Raw genomic sequence first — 21,085 nt, 5'->3', positions numbered from 1 at the left:
ATTTCAATAATATTGGCGATACATTAATACAGCATATTTCAGGTAAATGAGGTACGCGCTTGGGGGCATGGCAGTGCCAGTGCCCCTACAATTTGGGATAATTTATTGTTTGGATTTCCCTAGAAATGAGGTTTAATTTAATGACTAGTCTGAAAGTTATATCAGAATATCAATGTTTTGGTGGTAAAGTCGGCTTTTATTCCCACGCCTCGTCAACTTGTAATGGAGAAATGCGCTTTGCTGTTTATCAACCACCGCAAGCTAGTCAAAAACCTGTACCAGTTCTTTATTTTCTCTCTGGTTTAACTTGTACGGAAGAGAATTTTATGATGAAGGCTGGGGCGCAACGTTACGCGGCAGAGTATGGTTTAATGCTAGTTGCACCAGATACTAGTCCTCGCAATACGGGGATTGTTGGGGAGGATGATGACTGGGATTTTGGTACGGGTGCGGGTTTTTATGTGGATGCGACAACAGAACCTTGGAAATCGCATTATCAAATGTATAGTTATGTTGTGCAAGAATTACCTGCTTTAATTAATGCTAACTTTCCTACCCAGCCAGAAAAACAAGGTATTTTTGGTCATTCAATGGGTGGACATGGGGCGCTTGTTTGTGCAATGCGTAATCCTCACCTGTATAAATCTGTCTCTGCTTTTGCACCGATTACCGCACCTATGCGTTGTCCTTGGGGTGAAAAAGCATTTAGTCGTTATTTAGGAATTAATCAAGAAGCTTGGCATAGCTATGATGCTAGCGAATTAGTGAAACAAGTAGGTTATCACAGTTCTATTTTGATTGACCAAGGGACTGCGGATAAATTTTTAACATCACAATTATTACCAGATGTGTTTGCGCAAGTTTGTGCAGAAGTAAAACAGCCTTTAAATTTACGCTATCAACAAGACTACGACCATAGTTATTATTTTATTGCTAGTTTTATGGGCGATCATATTCGTCATCATGCGATCGCTTTGGGATAATTAGTCATTAGAGACGCGATTCATCGCGTCTGTACAATTGTCATTTGTCAATAGTCAACAGTGTTTCTGCGGATGAATCTGCAATTGTGATTGCTTGTTACGTTATTTTAAATAATGTGAATAAGATGTTTTTTTATTTAAAATAACGTGATTGAAATTGATGTAAAAAATCCGGAAAAGCAGAGATAATTCTTAAAAGGTAGACAAAAGCAACACCACCCATTTGGCTCAGGTTTGATATTGATAAACTGCTCCGACTTCAAGAAATAATTTAAAAAAGAAGATTCGGTTGTCATTAACTTGCAGCGCAATTGTTTGGAAAGAAAAAGTTAACTGAAAGAAAAAAAAGTAACAGAGAGTTTAAAGTTGTATGGCGAATAATAGTGTAATGACCGCAGCGCTAAGGTTGAGCGAAAAATTGCCTTTTGTGCTTAAACGTTTGGCAGATTTGGCTTATAACTATTGGTGGAGTTGGAGTAGCGATCGCATTGCTTTATTCCAAAGTATCGATCCCCAAGAATGGGAACGCTGCGGACATAATCCAGTGGCGATTTTAGAGTCTGCAAGTTGCGAACGTCTCAGCCAATTAGCAGAAGATCCTTTGTATCTGAAGCAAGTATCTGCTTTAGCGCGTGAGTTCGACCGATATATGCAACAAAAAGATACTTGGGTAAGTGGTGTTGCACCACAATTAACGAAAGAACACCCAGTAGCTTATTTTTGCGCAGAGTTTGGTATTCATGAATCCTTACCAGTTTACTCAGGCGGTTTGGGAATTCTCGCCGGGGATCACCTGAAATCATCCTCTGATTTGGGTGTACCAATGGTGGGTATAGGCTTGTTATATCGCCAAGGTTACTTTCGCCAACGCTTAAACCGTAATGGTTGGCAAGAAGATTACTATATTGACAACCCTTTTCTACATATGCCAATTGAGTTAATTAAAACTCAAACAGGCGAACCGTTAACTATTCAATTAGAAGTGCGTCAACGGACTGTCAAAGTGCAAATTTGGCAGGTACAAGTCGGGCGAGTCACATTATATTTACTAGATAGCGATCGCGAAGACAACGATCCCATCGATCGTTGGTTGACTGGACACCTTTATGGCGGTAACTTAGAAACCCGCATCGCCCAAGAAGTTGTCTTAGGAATTGGCGGTGTACGCGCCTTAGAAGCTTTGGGAATTCAACCGGCTGTCTATCACCTCAACGAAGGACACGCGGCTTTCTGTACGTTAGAAGTTGCTCGGTTAGAAATCGAACGTACTGGTAAATCATTTTATGATGTTGAAGCCACAGTTCGCGATCGCTGTGTCTTCACCACCCATACACCAGTTCCGGCTGGACATGATGTTTTCTCACCCGATTTAATCGATTCTTTCTTTGCCCATTACTGGACGCAATTGCGCCTGTCTCGCGAACAATTTTTAGCCTTAGGTGCAAGAAGATTGGGCGATCCCTGGGAACCATTCGGGATGACTGTTTTAGCTTTGCGGATGACTCGCGCTTGCAATGGTGTGAGTGAATTACACGGTCAGGTTTCTCGTAAAATGTGGACAGTTCTCTATCCGCGAGTTTCTGAAGATCAAGTCCCCATTGGTTACATTACTAATGGCGTTCACGCACCCACTTGGACTGCGCCTTTGTTAGGTGATTTATATAATCAGTATTTAGGAGAAAATTGGCATACCCAAGCCATGAAGCCCGAAATGTGGGCGAAGGTTGACACAATTCCTGATGAAGAACTTTGGTGGAGACATCGAGTATTAAAAGAAAGGCTGATAGCTTATACCCGTTATAAAGTCAAAAAAGCTAGAGAACAACGGGGTGAGAGTTACGAATCTATTCAAGCTACTGAGACTTTACTCGATCCCGATGTCTTGACTATTGGCTTTGCGCGACGTTTTAGCCCTTACAAACGGGGAGATTTAATTTTACGCGATGCTGAACGGGCATTAAAGATTTTTGGTAATGCTAACCATCCCGTACAAATTATCTTTGCAGGTAAAGCCCACCCAGCAGATGAAGAAGGTAAACGGATTATCCAAAGATTAATGGAATGGTGTCACCACGGAGAAATTAGAAACCGCGTTGCCTTTATTGAAGATTACGATATTTACACCGGACAAAAACTGGTGCAAGGTGTAGATGTGTGGCTGAATAATCCCCGTCGCCCCCTAGAAGCTTCTGGTACTAGTGGACAAAAAGTTTGCTTTAATGGTGGTTTGAATTGCAGCGTCCTTGATGGCTGGTGGTGCGAAGGCTATCAAGCTGATAGTAATGGTAAAGGTATCAACGGTTGGGCAATTGGTGAAGATGCCCACACTAGCGATCAAGAATTACAGGATCGCATAGATTCGCGATCGCTTTATCAACTCCTAGAAGAAGAAATCGTACCTCTATATTACGATCGCAATCCTCAAGGTGTTTCCCCCCGTTGGGTGCAAATGATGAAAGCATCCATCAAAACCAATTGTCCCCTATTCAACACCGACAGAATGATTGCAGACTACGTTTCACAGGTGTACGTACCAGAAATTGCAACCCGTGTAGAACCAATTTTGGCGAAAGTTCTCGTTTAGAAAGTTTTGCTTGATTGAGTTTTGGTTTCATGGTTAAACAAAGGGGTGGTTTATCTACCCCTTTTTTTATTGCGCTTTGCTTGTCATTTGTCATTTGTTATTATTTTTATATATAGATTTAGTCAGATTTTATTTGCAATTATTATCAAAAATTAATGCAGGCAATAATTCTTATTTTTATTATTTTGGGACTAATTGTAACTACTATTCTTATCAGTCCCATACTGACGAAACAGCGCCGAAATCGGATTAAACATCGTTCTTTTCCGCCTCTTTGGCAAGCAACAATTGAAAATAATCTGCCGATTTATCTGCATCTCACAACCGATGAAAGAAGACGGTTGCAAGGTCATATTCAAGTCTTTTTAAAAGAGAAACAATTTATTGGCTGTCAAGGATTGCAGGTAACGGTAGAAATGAAATTAACAATTGCTGCCTTTGCCTGTTTACTATTATTAAATGAAAGAGCAGAATATTTTCCTAAATTGCGTTCGATTTTGATTTATCCCAGTACTTATGTGGTAACTGAAACCATTGCTACTGGCAGTTATTTTATTTCCGAAAAGCGGATAGCTAAGTTGGGTGAATCATGGACTCGCGATCAATTAATTTTATCTTGGGAACAGGTGCAACAAGATATGCGCAATTGGGATGATGGGCGGAATGTGGTGTTACATGAATTTGCCCATCAATTAGATCAAGAAGATGGTAAAGCTGAAGGCGTACCAATTTTACCGAGGAAATCAGATTATGCAATTTGGGCGCAGGTGATGACAGCAGAATATCAGCAGCTTTGTCATGATGTAGATAATGGTTTGCATACAGTTCTTGATAGTTATGGTGCAACAAATCCCGCAGAATTTTTTGCAGTAGCTACAGAAACTTTCTTTGAGAAACCACGGGAATTATTACAGCAGCATCCAGCATTGTATGAGTTGTTGCAAGGCTATTATCAGGTGAATCCTCAATTATGGGTAGTCTAGTTTAAATCATGTTTGCGGTACATCAATATTGTAGGGGCATGGCAATCCCGGATTTCTCACCACACCTCGAATGGAGGAGTAATGAGTAATGAGTAGTGAGTAAGGAGTAATTAGTAATGAGTAAGAATGCGCCTGTTGCTCTCTTACTTATTACTTATTACTCATTACTTATTACTCATCATCAAACGCTTCATAAGCTTGTGAGAAATGCGGGCAATGCCTATTGGTGTCAACTTAATGCGAAACCCGCTTACCGCAAGGAACTGAAGTTCCTTGCTAATAGTAAAAGTCATCTCAAGATGACTAAATATCCTTAAAATCTTGAGTCTACTTTAGTAGACTTGGGCTATTAGCCTGAGAATTCATTCTCAGGCGGGCGACAAAGCTAAGAGTGAGGCTATTTTTAGCTTAAGTTGACACTTATTGGCATTGCCATGCCCCTACAATTTTTCCCATTCTTTTTGCAACTTGGTATGCAATTTAGCATAATTCTTAATCATTTCTCTAGGTGGTGGTGCGGTGACTACTAGCGACATATTCCTAAAACAGTGAGTATAATCGATGACTATAGTTTTCTGGCTTAGAGGATTGATTAATGGATAAGTCAATTATTCAATTGGTTGACGAACTACCAGCTGACAATATTACTGTCAAGGTATTGAAGGCTCTAGATTATGTAGCTCCAGGTCAGTGGAATAATTTGGTGGGGTTTGATAATAATATCCGTGCAATTACGGGGGAGAGTGACGCTAAAGTTATTCAAAAAATTCGCGATCGCGCTGTCTCTCTCTATCACGATCCTCAAAATGGCTATCAAACAGCCATTAAACTTTATCAAACTATCGATAAAGCCGACACAGCTATGGCTACAGCAGCTTTAGCTAATAAAATTGGCGAAAAAATTGGTTTTCTCAATTTTTTAAGTAACATCACTCCCAAAGCAGATTTAACTCAAACTATAGATTTAGTTTTAAAAATTGCGGTGGAAATCATCGCTTTCTCTAAACTTAATGGACTTCCGAGTCCTAATCCTCAAGCATTTGCGGCTACTTTAAGTGAAAACTATAAAGACGCATCCTTAACCCGGATGGTAGCTTTAGTTTGTCTAGATGGACTTTTACCTTTAGGCCCTGATTTCCTCACTAAGATTCATACTATTATTAGCGGCACTGACGCTAATGTAGTAGCGCAAAATCCTGTATTTTCCGCCGTTAGCAACTCTTTACCAGGTAATAATGCGACAGAGAAATTTGGCTTTATTACTCAAGCATTTAACTCGGTTCAAGGTTGGATGAATGGCTTAGTCGCCAAGACTGGTGTAACTCCCCAATCTTTGTTTAGTCATTTAGGTAATTTCATCCAAGTGGCTGATGATAACTTAGATTTCGTCGCCGCATTCTTGGATCAAACTACCAACTACTACGAGCATACAGGTATTCAAACTGTAGCGCGGGCTGTGATTGTGCGATCGCATTCCTTAGTCAAAGCGGAACTAGCACAAGCACCTTCACCACCTGCGAGAGATGCTTCATCCCCTGCAAAATCTACTGCAAAATCTGCTAGTGGCGAATATGCAGTTAACAAAACTGTCGAAGTTTGGGATGAAGACGAAGAAGATTGGTATCAAGCCACAATCGAAAAAATCGACAACGATCAATTTTTTGTACATTATATGGGCTATGGATCATCCTACAACGAATGGGTAGGCGAAGATGAGATTCGGATTCGCGAACATGGCGAAGCCGATAAGAATGGATTTGCAGTCAATCAAAAAATCAAAGTCTGGGATGACGACGAAGAAGATTGGTATTCTGCCAAGATTGAGAAAATCCAAGGTAAACAATATTATGTGCATTACCTAGATTACGACTCTGATTATGATGAGTGGGTAGATTTGGAAGAAATTAGATAATTCGTAATTCGTAATTAAGAATTTGCTGAGAACCCCGACTGATTGAATCAGTCGGGGTTCTTTTTATCGATTCGTTAACTTTCAACTTACACCAAAGTAAATGTAGTAAATGTAGGTTGGGTTGAACGAAGTGAAACCCAACAAATCGCCGAAAATGTTGGGTTTTGTTCCTCAACCCAACCTACGCAGTTTAAGGTTTTTGACGCTAAGGGACTTCCAAGAAATAAATTATCCAATCTTGTGGGGTGGGCAGCGTTCGACTGAGCGCTCACGCCGAAGTCTTGCCCGCCTTTGACTATGGGCGGGCGAGACGCCCACCCCACAATAAATAGTTGTATATTTTTTTATTTGGAAGTCCCTAACTGAACGGTATTAGATTTTAGCAGCTTAAAAATATCGTCGTCAATGTTGTGTTGATTGCTTTCAATGTTGTGTTGATTGCTTCCAATGTTGTGTTGATTGCTTCCAATGTTGTGTTGATTGCTTCCAATGTTGTGTTGATTGGCTTCAATGTTGTGTTGATTGCAATCAAAGTTGTATTGATTGCAATCAATGTTGTGTTGATTGTAATCAAAGTTGTGTTGATTGGCTTCAATATGAATAGGACTTACGCACAACAGAGCTAAAGTAGCGGTAATTTATGAATTACTACTATGCAAGAGTCAGGTTTTCGGTTACATTTTGCGTAAGTCTCAATCGAGTTATGATGAATTAGTTAAATCTAAACTCATTTGGTGATATTTAGAAAGAGTAGGACGGTGACCGACACTGATAAAAGTTGTATGTGTATCTACTAGATATTGATAGAGATTTCCTTCGTTTTCTATATCTAAAGCGCTAGTAGCTTCATCTAAAATCACATACTTTGGCTTGTTAATCATCAAGCGAGCAAAAGCAATACGCTGTTGTTCTCCTAGAGATAGCACATCAGACCAATCTTTTTCCACATCCAATCCGCCAAATCTTTCCACTAAATTGGGTAAATTGACCTGCTGTAATATATGATAGATTTCATCATCAGTAATATCTACAGTAAGTTGAGGATAGATTAACTGATTGCGGAGATTACCCAAAACCATATAAGGGCGTTGCGGTAAGAAAAGAATTTCTTCTAGTTTTGGTCGAATAATCGTACCTTTACCAGAATGCCATAATCCGGCGATCGCTCTTAATAAAGAACTTTTTCCACAGCCACTAGTACCTTTAATTAAAAGTCCTTGTCCTGGTTTTAACGTAAATGAAATATCCTCAAATAAAACTCTCTGATAGTTTGGCGTATACAAAGTTAAATTTTGAATAGCTAAACAGTTATCTTCTACAGTATTAACTATAGTATCAAAATTTTTATACTGCCTTACCCGGTGCTGAATTTCTGTTTCTGGCTGTTCCAAGCAACTATAAAATTCAAATAAACGCTCAATTCCTGCACCCAAACCAGTCAAACTTTCAAACCTTCTCACAAGAACATACAAAGCTCCGTTAAGAGCCATAAATGCTCCTGCTGCTTCTGTAATTTTTCCTACTTCTAATTCCCCTGCTAAAACATTGGGAGCTAGAACCAATGCGGGTAGAATTGGGGGAATAATATCATAAGCTCTCATGAAAGCACCGAAATATACTTGTTGCCACATTATCCAATTTTGGAAGTTATTAAATACTCGCTTAAATAAGGATTGGAGCAAGTTTATTTCCTGTGCTTCTCCGCGATAAAAAGCTACTGATTCAGCATTCTCTCGCAGACGAACTAACCCGAAGCGAAAATCACCTTCTTTTTTCTGCTGCTCGACATTAATGTTAACTAGTCTTTTCCCAAAGAAACCAATTGATATGAGAGTACCAGCACCAGCATAAATAATTAAGAAAATCATCAGAGTAGGTGAAATACTCCAGAGAACTCCACTAAAAGCAACAACTTGTAAACAAGTATTAAAAAGATCCAAAAATATAGAAATTGAAACTTCAGTGAAACCTTGAATATCTTCAGCTATGCGCTGATCTGGGTTATCAATTTCTTTTTTTAAAGTATTGATTTCATAAAAAGAACGTTTATTTAAATATTTCTCGATGAAATGATTAGTTAACCACAATCGCCAAGCTAGAATCGGTTTAAACCGGACATAAGTGTACCAAACTCTCACTACGGCTAAGGAAATTCGCAAGCCTATAAATATGCCTATACTTGTCCAAAACCTCTGAGTATCTTTATCTGCTAAAGCAGAAACAAAATTACCTTGCTGATTGTTAGCAACAACATTAATTTGTGTAGTTAATTGCAACAATGCCAAAAGCATAAAAATTGAAAAGATTGCACCCCATTTTTCCTTACTAAACCAATAAAGTTGAGCAATCGCCCAAAATTTATGAAAAAAATTCAATTTTTTATTTAGATACTTTTTTAGATTCATAAGCGCCAAATTATTTTTCATCATACAAAGTAAATTTAGATAAAATAAACAAGTGATTTTGTACTTGCAGGAAGTATAATGATGTATTAGGCTTAGTAGATAGCTGCACATGGTTGCGTAAACCAACCCTATGCAACTGTTACAGGTCTAGTACTGCAAGGCGGAATTCAAAATTCAGACAGAGTAAGCTTTATTTGATTTTGTAGATGCAGAGTGGCGAGCCAGCGCAGTCTTGGGGGTTTATAATCTGTTTATTTACGCCATACTGTATTAGATAATTCGTATTGGGGACTTACAAAAAATAAATTACCCATATTCCGTAGTGCGAGCAGCGTTCGACTGAGCGCTCAGTCGAACGCTGCTCGCACTACAAATTGATTGGGTATTTAAAAAATTGGATGTCCCTTGAGCCGTTTAAAACAATGCTCCAACTCTTCCCAGATGCAATCCCTATTTTTGTCTTAGGAGTCAACGAATACCGAGTTTAAACGCTCTTGGAATTATTCAGGAATGAGGTGTCAAATCGGTGCGTTCTCGCACTCGCTCTAACATTGTGGCAGTTGATTGAGCAACTTTGGAAGTTCTCTGTTGCAAAGTACCTGCACCCGCAACACTGCTCGCTACAGCCACGTTATTCAGTAAAAAATCACAGCTTGTTGTCTTTTTTACCATCTTTGTTAAAAATTATTCAATTAAATAGAGCTTGTAAATTCAGCTAGTGAAAATTTTTGCAGTTAGACAAAGATATACTTACGTGTTTATTATTTCTTAATTTTTGAATTAAATCAAATTTATTTTTTATATAAATACTGATAGTTTATATAATGACTTACTTATGATCAAGCAAATATATGGTGAAAGCTACGAAATATTGCTGAAATCTGGAAAGTAGACCTATCTTTTTCTACCATAAATTGTTGCATTCTTTATATTGTAAGCTTTCTAGACTATTTCGTCGCCCCGTCAGGGGAACAAAAGGGATAAGAGAGACAAGGGAGACAAGGAAGATATGTATTTGTGAATCATTTAGGATTGCTATATAGGATTCATATTTGATTTTCTCTGTTTCCTCTGTATCCTCTGCGGTTGAATTGGGCGTTAACTTCACCTATTTATAGGACAATACAGTTCAGTTAAGGATAAATTGTAGGTTGGGTTTACCTTGTGTCAATCCAACAAGCCTCCGGAAATGTTGGGTTACCCTGCGGGCACCTGTGTCAACTTAACGCGAAACCCTCATCCCGCAAGGAACTGAAGTTCCTTGCTAATAACCAAAGTCATCTAAAGATGACTAAATATCCTTAAAATCTTGAGTCTACTTCAGTAGACTTGGGCTATTAGCCTTGAGCGAAGTCGAAAGGCGGGCGACAAAGCTAAGACAGAGGCTATTTTTAGCTTAAGTTGACACCAATGCCCTGCGGGAAGCCCCTACTCTACCCTTCGGGAACCCTCTTCGAGGGAACGAGAACGCTCCGCGAACGGATCTACGTTCCTCAAACGCCACTCACCTCAAGCTGGGAAACCCATCCACGGCGGTGGCTCCCCAACCTACGCCCTTTGAAGATTTCTGATGCTAACTGAACTGTATTGATTGATATCAAAAAACGAACTATTTTTATATATCTTATTTTTATGTTTAAAATTCTCGTAATTGACGACGATAATTCAATTTTAATCCTCTTAAAACGCATTTTAGAAAAACAGGGTTATCAAGTAATAACTGCAACTAATGGAGAAGAAGGTATTAAAAAAGTACTTGCTTTTCATCCTGCGCTGATTATTTGTGATTGGATTATGCCTGGTTTAGATGGTTTGGAACTCTGTCAAAAAATTAAAACAGACCCCAAATTATCGACTATATTTTTTATATTATTAACTTCTTTAGATTCCGTTGCCGATCGCGTCAGGGGTTTAGATGCTGGTGCTGATGATTTTATCTCTAAACCCATTGAACAAAACGAATTACAAGCAAGAGTTAGAGCCGGATTGCGATTACATATCTTGAGCCGGGATTTACAAACCCAAAAGCAACTTCTAGAAGCAGAATTAGCCGAAGCCGCAGACTATGTGCGATCGCTTTTACCGCTTCCCATTACCGAACCTCTGCGCATCAATTACCGCTTTCTTCCCTCACGCCAACTCGGTGGCGATTGTTTTGATTTCTACTGGCTAGATAATGATTGTTTAGTAATTTACCTACTAGATACCGCAGGACATGGACTAAAAGCAACTCTCCCTTCTATTTCTGTGTTAAATTTTTTGCGATCGCACTCTATTGCTAATTTAAATTACTATCAACCAAGCCATGTGTTAAAAGCATTAAATGATACTTTTCAAATTAGTTATCAAAATGATAAATACTTTACTATTTGGTATGGCGTATATAATAAAGTTAAGCGTCAACTAATTTATGCTAGCGCCGGACATCCACCAGCAATCTTATTATCTGGCGAACAATTAAATCATGTTGACGTTGAACTTTTACGAACTCCAGGTATGCCAATTGGCATGTTTCCTGAAGCACAATATATTGATAATTTGTGCGAAATTAAAACAGGTAGCACTCTGTATATTTTTAGTGATGGTGCTTATGAAATCACCAAAACAGATGGCAAACTTTGGAATTTAGATGGATTTATTCAGCTACTCAGTAGCTTAAGGCATAACATTGAACCTCATCTAGAACAAGTCTTGAATTACTTAATGGCTTTGCATTCTCAAGATACTTTTGAAGACGATTTATCAATTATTGAAATTCAATTTGATTAATTAAGTTCTGGAAAGTACAGCTTGATGAAATTCATCTTGACTGGCAAATATTTCAAATACTTTATCCATACTAGTTAATTCAAATAAAATTCTTACTTGTTCGTTAATCGAGCAAAGTACAAGTTGTCTATTTGCTGCTCTCAAAGTTTTGAAAGCTAACACTAAAGCTCCCAAACCAGAACTATCCATAAAAGTTACATCTTGAAAATCAACTAACACAATTTTTGCGCCTTTTTCGATTAATTCATTCAGTCGTTGACGCAAATCTTGAGATGTCGCTGAATTGATAATTCCTTTGAGATGAATAATTTGTACTTCTGATTGTGTCATGATTTCTATCCTGATTTTCTAAAAAAGCTTATACTTCGTTGAATTTTAGTATTATATATCACACATATTTTATTTAATAAACTCCCAAGCTAGAGAAGTTCATAAATCACTAACACTCAATGATGTATTGTAAATTATGAACGATCGATCTCAATAAAATCTGAATCTATAATTACCGATTCTTAACTAATTCATCAGTTTTCCTTCATCTAAAGGGCAATCTGGAGTGAGTCAGCTAGCAGTTAGGACTCAAATTAGTAACTTTAAACTAAACTTTGTGCTAACTCCTCAATCATCAAATCTGCCTTTAGCTTTAGCTACATCCTCCCATAGGCTTACTTAGAACAATGATCTGTCAACTCCCATAGAGGATCAACAAAATAAGCAGCACTAATTCCAGAAAAAGCCTCTGATTCTCAGACTTCCCCAATCTCAGGAATTGTTTCACACTTTTGATAGAACTTGATTTACACAGGACTCACTTTAGCACGATAAAGTAGCCTGTCTCCTTGACGATAACCGATATAGCGCACCTTTACTCTCTCACCTGGTTGAAGATTTCCCTCCATCGATTGATGGAATTGAGGATCGTAAGGTAATTCTGCTCCCACAGATGCGATCGCTTCTATTCCCCATTCTTGTAAAAGCTTGTCTAAAGGCTTTTGCACCAAAGGTACTATTTTAATCGCTGCTAGCTGGGGATTTTCTGCCGCTTTGTGCGCTGCTGTCGGCCATTGCAATAACAATGATTCTAAATATTGTAAACTCTGCTGCTGAAACTCTTGTAGCAACCTCTCTCGCTGCTGTTGTAGCGCCAGCTGCGATCGCTCATATTCATTTTTTAACTCAGAAATTTTTTGTAATAATTCTTGCTCAGTATTACTTGGTACAGAATGCCGCTTTCTTTCCTGATTATCCTGATTTAAAACAATATCAGGAGCCAATTTAGAAAACCTCACCACTAATTCATCTAAACTAATTTGTAATACTTGCGACAGCTTTAAAAGTATATCTACGCGCATTTGCGCCACCTTACCCTGTCGCAAGCGCAAAATTTGCCGCTCAGAAACACCAGCAGCATGACTCAGCGCTTTAAAACTGGAAATACCCACTTGCTGCATTAAATTTTGCAACAAATGGGTGAAAGTGTCATTTGTCATTTGTCATTTTTCATTTGTCATTTGTCAGTAGGGGCGGGTTTAGGGACTTACAAAAATAAATTACCCATATTTCCGTAGTGCGAGCATCTTGCTCGCTGTTGTTCGCTCATCGTGCGAGACGCTCGCACTAAAAATTGATTGGGTATTTAAAAAATTGGATGTTCCTTATTTAGATCTTTGTGAATCAATGAGGATATCGGTGAACCCGCCCCGACAATTGTCATTTCTCCCCCTTCCCTTATCCCTCTTGTCCCCTCTACCCTATGCCCCATGCCCCATGCCCCATGCCCCTATTCTTCCAACAAACTTCTCAACATCCAAGCTGTTTTTTCATGTACTTGCATCCGTTGAGTTAGCAAGTCAGCAGTGGGTTCATCGTTGACTTCATCTACCACAGGAAAAATAGAACGTGCAGTTCTAACTACAGCTTCTTGTCCTTCCACGAGTAAGCGGATCATATCCTTGGCTTTGGGTACTCCTGGGGTTTCGGGAATGGAACTGAGTTTAGCATATTCGCTGTAGGTTCCTGGTGCAGGATAGCCTAGCGCTCTAATCCGTTCGGCAATTAAATCCACAGCTAAGGCTAATTCTGTATACTGGGTCTCAAACATCAAATGCAAGGTTTGGAACATTGGCCCGGTCACATTCCAATGGAAATTATGCGTTTTAAGATATAAGGTGTAGGTATCTGCTAATAACCGAGATAAGCCTTCAGCAATTTTCGCTCTGCTAGCATCATCAATACCGATATTCAAAGCTACAGTTTCTGGTGTGGATGGCATAATTTTCTCCTAATTGGTTATTTAATTTAGTTGTCTGTTGTATATTGTTGCGTTTTTTTGCACTGAATCATTGACAATTTATCACGCTAGATGCATCTTGAGAACGCTACGGGGGGCTTTGCGAACTCTAGCTAAGATTGTTTCTTTGCCTAGACGTTGACAAGCTTCATAGCGATGGCAACCAGAAAAGCCATAATACCGTCCATCTACTTCTAGGACATCTATGGGTTCCTGTTGCCCAATCGCCCCAATCGATTCCATTAAGGCTTGTACTTTTTGCGGATCGTTTGTCCGGGGCAAAGGCCGCTTAATCTGATTCAGTGGAATTTCTTGGATTCTAACCATCAGGGTTTTCCTCTTTAATTCCCTTCGTTGACCATAAATAAATCATACTCGTTATGACTTTGTTTTGCAACAATTAGGGCAAAACTGGTAATGGTATCATTGGAGCGCTCATGCGACAAAACCACTACGTTAGAAAGCAATTGGACAATCTCCTCCCAAGCAACGCAGAGGGGCAAAATCAAGTTAGAAAGAAAAAGTCGTACTGGAATGCTTCCCGTACTCTACTGATAGCATTTTGTTTATTAGGACTAACGGCGGCATCAAGTACCGGGAGCAAGACTAATGATGTGGTGTTGAGAATAGGGATTGTCCAAAGATTTGGGGAAGAACCCACAGCCAAACTACAATTGCAACCAACCAAAGGCGATCGCCTCAAGCTGAAATTTCAGACAGGTAACAAAGAACAAATTCTCATTACCCAGAACCCCGTTCAGGTGGAAACGGTAATGCAGCCTTTATCTGAAGCCAAAGTCAATGAGGTAGTCGTTTTAGGTACTTACCGCACCTTTGAAACTGCGGAAGACAGTGCCAAAAAATGGCGCGATCGCGGAATTGAGGTAGAAATAGCTCAACCAGAACGCTGGCAAATTTGGGCGAAACGAGATGTTTACAACACTCCGTTATTAAGAAGATTGTTATTGCAGAGTTTGCCAGAATCTAACCAAAATACCGCCTACCTAGATACCAAAGTTTTACCAAAAGTACCATTGGTGAGTTGGGTAATTAATGGTACGCGCTATAGTCGAAATAATGTCAGAATTAGCACTGATAAAAATTTGATTCGGGTGAATAAAACTGCTAAACCAGAAAATGCCCGTCTTTACGCCGGTCAGATGCAATTACAGCCAAATGCCTATGGCACATACAGTCTAGTTAATGAAGTACAATTAGAAACTTATTTGCGGGGGGTAGTACCTTACGAAATTGGCACAAATGCACCTACGGCGGCTGTAGAAGCGCAAGCGATACTTGCTCGCACTTATGTACTGCGGAATTTACGGAGATTTGCCATAGATGACTATCAGTTATGTGCTGATACTCATTGCCAAGTTTACTATGGACTCAATGGCGTAGCTCCGAGTACAGATAAAGCGATCGCAGCGACTAGAGGTATGGTATTAACTTATCAAAACCAGCTAGTAGATGCCCTTTATTCCTCTACTACTGGCGGTGTAACTGCTTCTTTTAGCGATATCTGGAATGGAGAAGATCGTCCCTATCTCAAACCAATAGTTGATGCGCCAATTAATATCTGGGACTTGTCTAGACAGAATTTAGCCGATGAGAAAAACTTTCAGCAATTTATTAATTTAGAAAAAGGCTTTAACGAAAGCGAATGGGATCTGTTTCGTTGGCGGAGGGAAACGAAGCTAGAAGATATTACCAAGGGCTTACAGAAATTTTTAACAGTGAAAAAAAGCCCCTATAGCAAATTTAAAACCATTCAAGCTATGTCCGTAACTAAGCGATCTGATAGCGGGCGGATTCTTGAACTAGCTGTGAAAACTGATATTGGCGTGTTTACCTTACACAAAGACGAAGTTCGCAGCGCCTTTGCAGCTCCCATCAGCACGCTATTTTACATCCAACCTCTAAACAAAGGTCAATCTAGTTTGTGGGGGTACGCCTTTGTGGGTGGAGGATTCGGACATGGAGTGGGTTTAAGTCAAACAGGGGCGCAAAATTTAGCCAAGCTCGGTTGGTCAAATCCACAAATTTTGCAATTCTATTATCCTGGGACTCAAATTAAAATTTTGAGCGACAAGATTCAGTTTTAATCGGGAGACTCAGGGAATTAGTAATTTTATTTGTACGTAGTAAGCACTTCAGTGCTGAGTCAATAAGGAGTGAAGTACCTACTACGAACTTCAAAGAATACACAGTAAAGGAAAATAATTATCCTTAACTGTGCTACTTTCTTTTTTGCACCATCAATAACTCTGTTCAGAAATTGAGAATTGAAGTGCCTAATTCTTAGTAGAGTTCTTCTTCTTTGTGGGTTTGGATGACTACGTCAGAAGTAGGATAAGCAACGCAAGTCAATACATATCCAGCTTCAATTTGATCGTCATCTAAGAAAGACTGGTCAGATTGGTCAACAGTACCCGATACGAGTTTACCTGCACAGGTAGAACAAGCACCAGCGCGGCAAGAGTAAGGCAAATCATAACCTTGTTCTTCAGCAGCGTCTAGAATATAAGTATCATCCGCAACTTCAATTTCGTTTTTTGTACCTTCAGCTTCGTTGATTAGTGTTACTTTGTAAGTTGCCATTTCCGTAATCCTCTCTTTTTGCGAACGGCAGTATAAGTTATCCTCAAGCAAAAGTAGGCAAAGCCCACGGCTGCTCTTATGGGATCGGCCGCTTGTTTAAATTTGCTTCAATTCTGATACTACGAGAAAAATTAAAATATGTAACTTGAATTTGTCCGCGATTAGTAATGAAATTTAGTTAGTTAATAGTAATAAGAATAACTTATGTAATTCCGGGCTTATTCTGCCTAGTATTGGTAAAACTTATACATAAGCTAAAAAAAATCAATGAATATTAATGTATGGTGAGGGGATAGGGGATAGGGGCTAGAACGGGGACAAGGAGGACAAGGGAGACAAGGAGGACAAGGAGGACAAAAAGCAGAGGAAGCAGAGGAAGCAAGGGTGCAGAGGCGGAAAATTATAGAAATACTCTCCCTCTGCTCCTCTGCATCTCTTCCCCCTCTGCTCACCACTTGCCCAATGCCCAATACCCCATGCCCCATGCCCCATGCCCAATCACAAATGACAGTGTTGCGATCGCAATATTTCCTACATAAAGTAGTAGGGTAGTAAGTGTCGCTAGTGGCATCTACAGCTTGAGCAGAGGGCTGTACAGTAAAAGCAATGAGCTTTGCCCATACAGAAAACATACAAACAGAACTAGGAACTGTCATGTATAATTCCGAGGCCTATTTAACAACAGCAAAAGTGCGGGTGGGGTTGGTTGGTACTGGATATGCGGCAAAGTTGCGGGCGGAAGCATTGCTGCAAGATGAGCGATCGCATTTAGTCGCGATCGCTGGGCATAAATTAGAAAATACCCAAGCCTTCGCCCAAGAGTATCAAGCTGAAGCTGTGAGTTCTTGGGAAGAGTTAGTAGGGCGAGAAGATATAGATTTAGTAGTTATTTCTACAATTAACCGCGATCATGGAGCGATCGCCCGTGCTGCGCTGACAAGTGGTAAACATGCGATCGTTGAATATCCCCTGGCTTTGGATGTAGTGGAAGCAGAAGAAATTATTGCTTTAGCGAAAGCTCAAAATAAACTCCTACATGTGGAACATATTGAACTTTTGGGTGGATTGCATCAAGCATTAAAGCAGCATATAGAAAAAGTAGGTGAAATTTTTTATGTCCGCTACAGTACGATTTCACCGATACATCCTGCACCCCGCAAATGGACTTATAATCATGAATTGTTCGGCTTTCCTTTCATCGGTGCGCTTTCACGATTACATCGTCTGACTGATTTATTTGGTGCAGTCTTCACTGTTAACTGTCATCAGCGATTTTGGCAAGTTGAACAAGACTACTATCAAGCTTGCTTTTGTATGACTCAACTTTGCTTTACTAGTGGACTGTTAGCACAGGTAGTATACGGTAAAGGTGAAACCCTGTGGCAACCAGAACGGAAGTTTGAAGTTCACGGACATGAAGGCGGTTTAGTGTTTGATGGCGATCGCGGATTTTTTATCCAAAATGGCGAATCAACACCCATAGAAGTCGGGACTCGTCGCGGTTTATTTGCGAAAGACACTACTATGGTGTTAGACCGAATCTTTGATGGTAAACCTCTCTATGTCACCCCAGAAGCTAGTTTATATACATTAAAGGTTGCCGAAGCGGCGAAAAGGGCGGCTGAAACAGGCTTAACTATATTTATGAAAGATATTTAACAGAGAAATCACAGTTGATGAAAACCGAAACGATTGTAATTTTATCCCAACGAGAAATAGACAAGATGCGCCGGGCAGGACATTTAGCCGCCCAACTCCTCAAGCATCTAGAACCAATGGTTAAGCCAGGGGTAACTACTCAGCAACTCAATGATGAAGCCGAACGTTGGACGCAGGCGCATGGTGCTAAAAGCGCACCACTGGGTTACAAAGGCTTTCCTAAATCGATTTGTACCAGCGTCAATGAGGTGATTTGTCACGGTATTCCTAATCCGAAACAAATTCTCAAGGATGGAGACATCATCAATATTGATGTTACGCCGATACTTGATGGTTATCACGGTGATACATCCAAAACATTTTTAGTCGGTAACCCTTCACCCAAGGCAAAAAAATTGGTAGAGGTAACCGAAGAATGTCTGCGCTTGGGTATTGCTGAGGTGAAACCAGGGGCGAAAATTGGCGATATTGGTGCAGCTATTCAAGAATATGCGGAAGCTCAAGGTTTTTCTGTAGTCCGTGACTTTGTTGGACATGGAATTAGCAATATTTTCCATACCGCACCAGATATCCCCCACTACGGTACGCGCGGTAAAGGTAAGCGTCTCCGTCCGGGGATGGTATTTACAATTGAGCCAATGATTAACGAAGGAACTTGGGAAGTAGAAGTTCTCAGCGATAAGTGGACTGCGGTGACACGCGATCGCAAACTTTCGGCGCAATTTGAACATACTATAGTTGTGACTGAAGATGGGGTAGAAATCCTTACCCAAGCAGAAGATAATTCGTAATACCCTACGGGAAGCCGCTTTGCGTCTACGTAATTCGTAATTAAAATTGCTCAATGCCCATCAAATCTAGATTTTGGTGGGTATTTTTATGATTTTGCGTAAGTTCTAATCAATTTAAATATGCAGCACATCAATATATTCTAGAGGGCATGGCATTGCCATGCCCCTACCATCTGTTGCATTGTTTTTTTAAATTGGTATGACTACAAAGAAATTGACACTCTCCTGCCTAAAGGCGAGGAGATTCTTGGTTCAACGAGTCCACTTAGATTAGATCCCTTGCGGTATTTAACCTAGAGGTGGTTCTCTCCCCAAGCGTTAACTTTCCGAGTGCCCCTCGGTAGTTGGATTACTCCAAAAATTTGTTTGTTTAAATTCTGTGCTGTTTAGTCCCCATGAAGATTTTACCTATTCCTGGGAAGGAACTAAAACTATGGAATAGAACCTCATATCTTCAATTGTCAAGGTGCAGATTACCGTTAGGTAGTTAGGTTTTTATACAGGTTAATTACCATGCCTGTTAAACTTGATTGTAGCAAAAAGTGGCTCTTGCGTAAACGCCTTAAACCGTTTTCATCCCTTGCCTAAAGTACGGAATACGGCGCGGTGTGCCTGTTCCTCAAGGGTTTTCAACGAGTATTATTATAATTCTAGAATCCAAAATCTAAAATCTAAAATCTAAAATCTAAAATTTATTACCGCTCCAATTTATTAGGAATACCTTCACAACCACCTGGGATAGTACCTCTGGTTTGTTCGCCACCCCAAGCGCAACAGTAATAACGTACTGCATCTGACATTCTTTGGGCGTTAGTAAAATCAGCATTTTCAATCACAGCACCAGTATGTTCTCCCGTTTGATAATTTGGGGGTACAGTGCGACTGCGGGGTGATGCGTTTTCCACAGAACCATAAAATAAACGCACACCATTAAAATCAGCGTTGCAGAGTTTGGCATCATAGAGAATGGCGCGGGAAAGGTTGGCTTTGACTAAATCGCAACCACTGAGATCGGCGCGGACAAGATTAGCTTCGCTGATATCTGTCCACCGTAAGTCTGTACCCGCTAAGTCTGCACCAGCTAGCATTACGCCTAAATCGATCACACGTACACCTTCAATTCTATCTTCCGCATAACCGCCAACACCATTGAGGATAGCTCTTCCCAAACGGCGATCGCGTTTTAGAGGTGTGAGTAATTTAGAACGAGACAGAAACCGGAGAATTTTGGCTTTTCCGCTACCATCAACACTACTTAAAATTGCGGCTGTACGTCCTTCTGCAATTGATCTTTCTTGGGGCCAGTCTTCTAATAATCCTTCTTCATCTAATACTAAGTCAGAAATGCCTTGAAAATAGGAATCTATAGTTTGCTGTTGGGTAATAATATTTTGTTGCACTGTCAGCAGATTTTGCTGAATAGTCAAGTCTTTAGAAATAATATATTGTCGCCAAGCTACATAAACAGCGATGATGGCGATGAGAATTTGTCCTAAAGCGCCAAACCACTCCGCCAATGTTCCAGAAGCTTCCCAATTAACCTTACGTCCCCAAGCTAACAAGCGATCGCCTAAGCCTGAGAATTTGACTAAGCCAATAATTGCTACTACTAGCCCTAAAAAAGCGATCAATAGGGTTCTGTCTTGGGGTGAAAACCATTGCTTGATGGCGCTTTGCACCCAAGGTAGTAAGATTGCCACAGACAGCATTAAAGTCACAAGAGTACCAAAAATGCCAATGAGCTTGTTATTTACAGCTAGCCCGATGATGGTAATAGCGATCGCTAATAAGGTAATTAGCAAGGCTCTAGGCTTGACTGTAAACAAATTGCTTGTCTGTGGCTTAAACAAAGAACGAGCTTGCTGTAAAGCTGCTGTATTTTGCGGAGATTGCAAAGACGCGATCGCCGCTAAGGCTTGTTGTGTCGCCAAGTCATTTGGTGTCAGGTTATGCTCACCTGTACCACCATCAAAATCATCGGGTTGTAAGTCGTGTTCGCAAATGGGATCTGGGGTTGGTGAATTGTTGGAGTTGGATTCAATCGTCATTCTTTCTATTGTGCCCCAGCATTCTCAAATCACAGCTGTTTTATATTAACTGCTGCGGGG

General features: G+C 40.0%; 17 protein-coding genes. 9 read left to right on the top strand and 8 right to left on the bottom strand.

Annotation, left to right across the window (positions count from 1 at the left end; genetic code table 11):
- Positions 1-140 precede the first annotated feature (140 nt).
- From fghA to AACW45_RS22155, 5 genes are all read left to right on the top strand, one after another.
- Positions 141-983: an S-formylglutathione hydrolase gene (gene fghA / locus AACW45_RS22175; protein ID WP_190634849.1), complete on the top strand. Its 843-nt coding sequence runs from the start codon at positions 141-143 to the stop codon at positions 981-983.
- Positions 984-1,353: 370 nt separating this feature from the next.
- Positions 1,354-3,567, top strand: a complete 2,214-nt coding sequence (gene glgP, locus AACW45_RS22170; RefSeq protein WP_190634847.1) for an alpha-glucan family phosphorylase — start codon at positions 1,354-1,356, stop codon at positions 3,565-3,567.
- A 155-nt stretch (positions 3,568-3,722) separates the two neighbouring features.
- Entirely contained in the window at positions 3,723-4,550 is an 828-nt protein-coding gene (locus AACW45_RS22165) for a M90 family metallopeptidase (RefSeq protein ID WP_190634844.1), read from the top strand.
- Between the two features lie 595 nt (positions 4,551-5,145).
- A complete protein-coding gene (locus AACW45_RS22160) occupies positions 5,146-6,462 on the top strand; it encodes an agenet domain-containing protein (protein ID WP_190634843.1) in 1,317 nt (438 codons plus the stop codon).
- Positions 6,463-6,872: 410 nt separating this feature from the next.
- Positions 6,873-7,088 (top strand): hypothetical protein, encoded by a 216-nt coding sequence (locus tag AACW45_RS22155; RefSeq protein ID WP_190634841.1) that lies wholly within the window; start codon positions 6,873-6,875, stop codon positions 7,086-7,088.
- A gap of 75 nt (positions 7,089-7,163) precedes the next feature.
- On the opposite strand, the gene AACW45_RS22150 is transcribed toward AACW45_RS22155, so the two are convergent.
- Both AACW45_RS22150 and AACW45_RS22145 read right to left on the bottom strand, forming a co-directional pair.
- Positions 7,164-8,867 carry an ABC transporter ATP-binding protein/permease gene (locus tag AACW45_RS22150; protein WP_190634839.1) on the bottom strand — a complete coding sequence of 568 codons (1,704 nt, stop codon included), beginning with the start codon at positions 8,865-8,867 and terminating at the stop codon, positions 7,164-7,166.
- A gap of 504 nt (positions 8,868-9,371) precedes the next feature.
- Positions 9,372-9,539: a hypothetical protein gene (locus AACW45_RS22145; RefSeq protein ID WP_190634837.1), complete on the bottom strand. Its 168-nt coding sequence runs from the start codon at positions 9,537-9,539 to the stop codon at positions 9,372-9,374.
- A 960-nt stretch (positions 9,540-10,499) separates the two neighbouring features.
- Between AACW45_RS22145 and AACW45_RS22140 the strand changes: the two genes are divergently transcribed.
- Positions 10,500-11,636, top strand: a complete 1,137-nt coding sequence (locus AACW45_RS22140) for a PP2C family protein-serine/threonine phosphatase (RefSeq protein WP_190634835.1) — start codon at positions 10,500-10,502, stop codon at positions 11,634-11,636.
- Here AACW45_RS22140 and AACW45_RS22135 read toward each other — a convergent pair whose 3' ends face one another.
- The 4 genes from AACW45_RS22135 to AACW45_RS22120 all read right to left on the bottom strand — a co-directional run bounded on the left by AACW45_RS22135 (position 11,637) and on the right by AACW45_RS22120 (position 14,253).
- A complete protein-coding gene (locus AACW45_RS22135) occupies positions 11,637-11,969 on the bottom strand; it encodes an STAS domain-containing protein (RefSeq protein WP_313933797.1) in 333 nt (110 codons plus the stop codon).
- Between the two features lie 464 nt (positions 11,970-12,433).
- Positions 12,434-13,126 (bottom strand): nucleotide exchange factor GrpE, encoded by a 693-nt coding sequence (grpE, locus tag AACW45_RS22130; RefSeq protein ID WP_190634831.1) that lies wholly within the window; start codon positions 13,124-13,126, stop codon positions 12,434-12,436.
- 290 nt (positions 13,127-13,416) lie between these two features.
- A complete protein-coding gene (locus tag AACW45_RS22125) occupies positions 13,417-13,908 on the bottom strand; it encodes a Dps family protein (RefSeq protein WP_096644070.1) in 492 nt (163 codons plus the stop codon).
- 81 nt (positions 13,909-13,989) lie between these two features.
- Positions 13,990-14,253, bottom strand: coding sequence for a ParB N-terminal domain-containing protein (locus AACW45_RS22120; RefSeq protein WP_096644069.1), 264 nt, complete (start codon positions 14,251-14,253; stop codon positions 13,990-13,992).
- 110 nt (positions 14,254-14,363) lie between these two features.
- On the opposite strand from AACW45_RS22120, the gene AACW45_RS22115 reads away from it, so the two are divergent.
- A complete protein-coding gene (locus AACW45_RS22115; RefSeq protein ID WP_190634829.1) occupies positions 14,364-16,031 on the top strand; it encodes a SpoIID/LytB domain-containing protein in 1,668 nt (555 codons plus the stop codon).
- Between the two features lie 196 nt (positions 16,032-16,227).
- Here AACW45_RS22115 and AACW45_RS22110 read toward each other — a convergent pair whose 3' ends face one another.
- On the bottom strand, positions 16,228-16,527 hold the full coding sequence (locus AACW45_RS22110) for a ferredoxin (protein ID WP_190634827.1): 300 nt from the start codon (positions 16,525-16,527) through the stop codon (positions 16,228-16,230).
- Between the two features lie 654 nt (positions 16,528-17,181).
- Between AACW45_RS22110 and AACW45_RS22105 the strand changes: the two genes are divergently transcribed.
- Positions 17,182-18,186 carry a Gfo/Idh/MocA family protein gene (locus AACW45_RS22105; RefSeq protein WP_190634896.1) on the top strand — a complete coding sequence of 335 codons (1,005 nt, stop codon included), beginning with the start codon at positions 17,182-17,184 and terminating at the stop codon, positions 18,184-18,186.
- Between the two features lie 17 nt (positions 18,187-18,203).
- Positions 18,204-18,977 carry a type I methionyl aminopeptidase gene (gene map, locus AACW45_RS22100; RefSeq protein ID WP_096644064.1) on the top strand — a complete coding sequence of 258 codons (774 nt, stop codon included), beginning with the start codon at positions 18,204-18,206 and terminating at the stop codon, positions 18,975-18,977.
- A 695-nt stretch (positions 18,978-19,672) separates the two neighbouring features.
- Here the strand turns inward: map and AACW45_RS22095 are convergent.
- Positions 19,673-21,025, bottom strand: a complete 1,353-nt coding sequence (locus AACW45_RS22095) for a pentapeptide repeat-containing protein (protein ID WP_190634825.1) — start codon at positions 21,023-21,025, stop codon at positions 19,673-19,675.
- Positions 21,026-21,085: the final 60 nt, after the last annotated feature.

Origin of the sequence: Calothrix sp. FACHB-168 (assembly GCF_963889195.1) — a bacterium.
Classification (GTDB): domain Bacteria; phylum Cyanobacteriota; class Cyanobacteriia; order Cyanobacteriales; family Nostocaceae; genus Aulosira; species Aulosira anomala_A.
The sequence above is the reverse complement of the archived record's forward strand: the minus strand, read 5'-3'. Positions and strand labels throughout refer to the sequence as shown.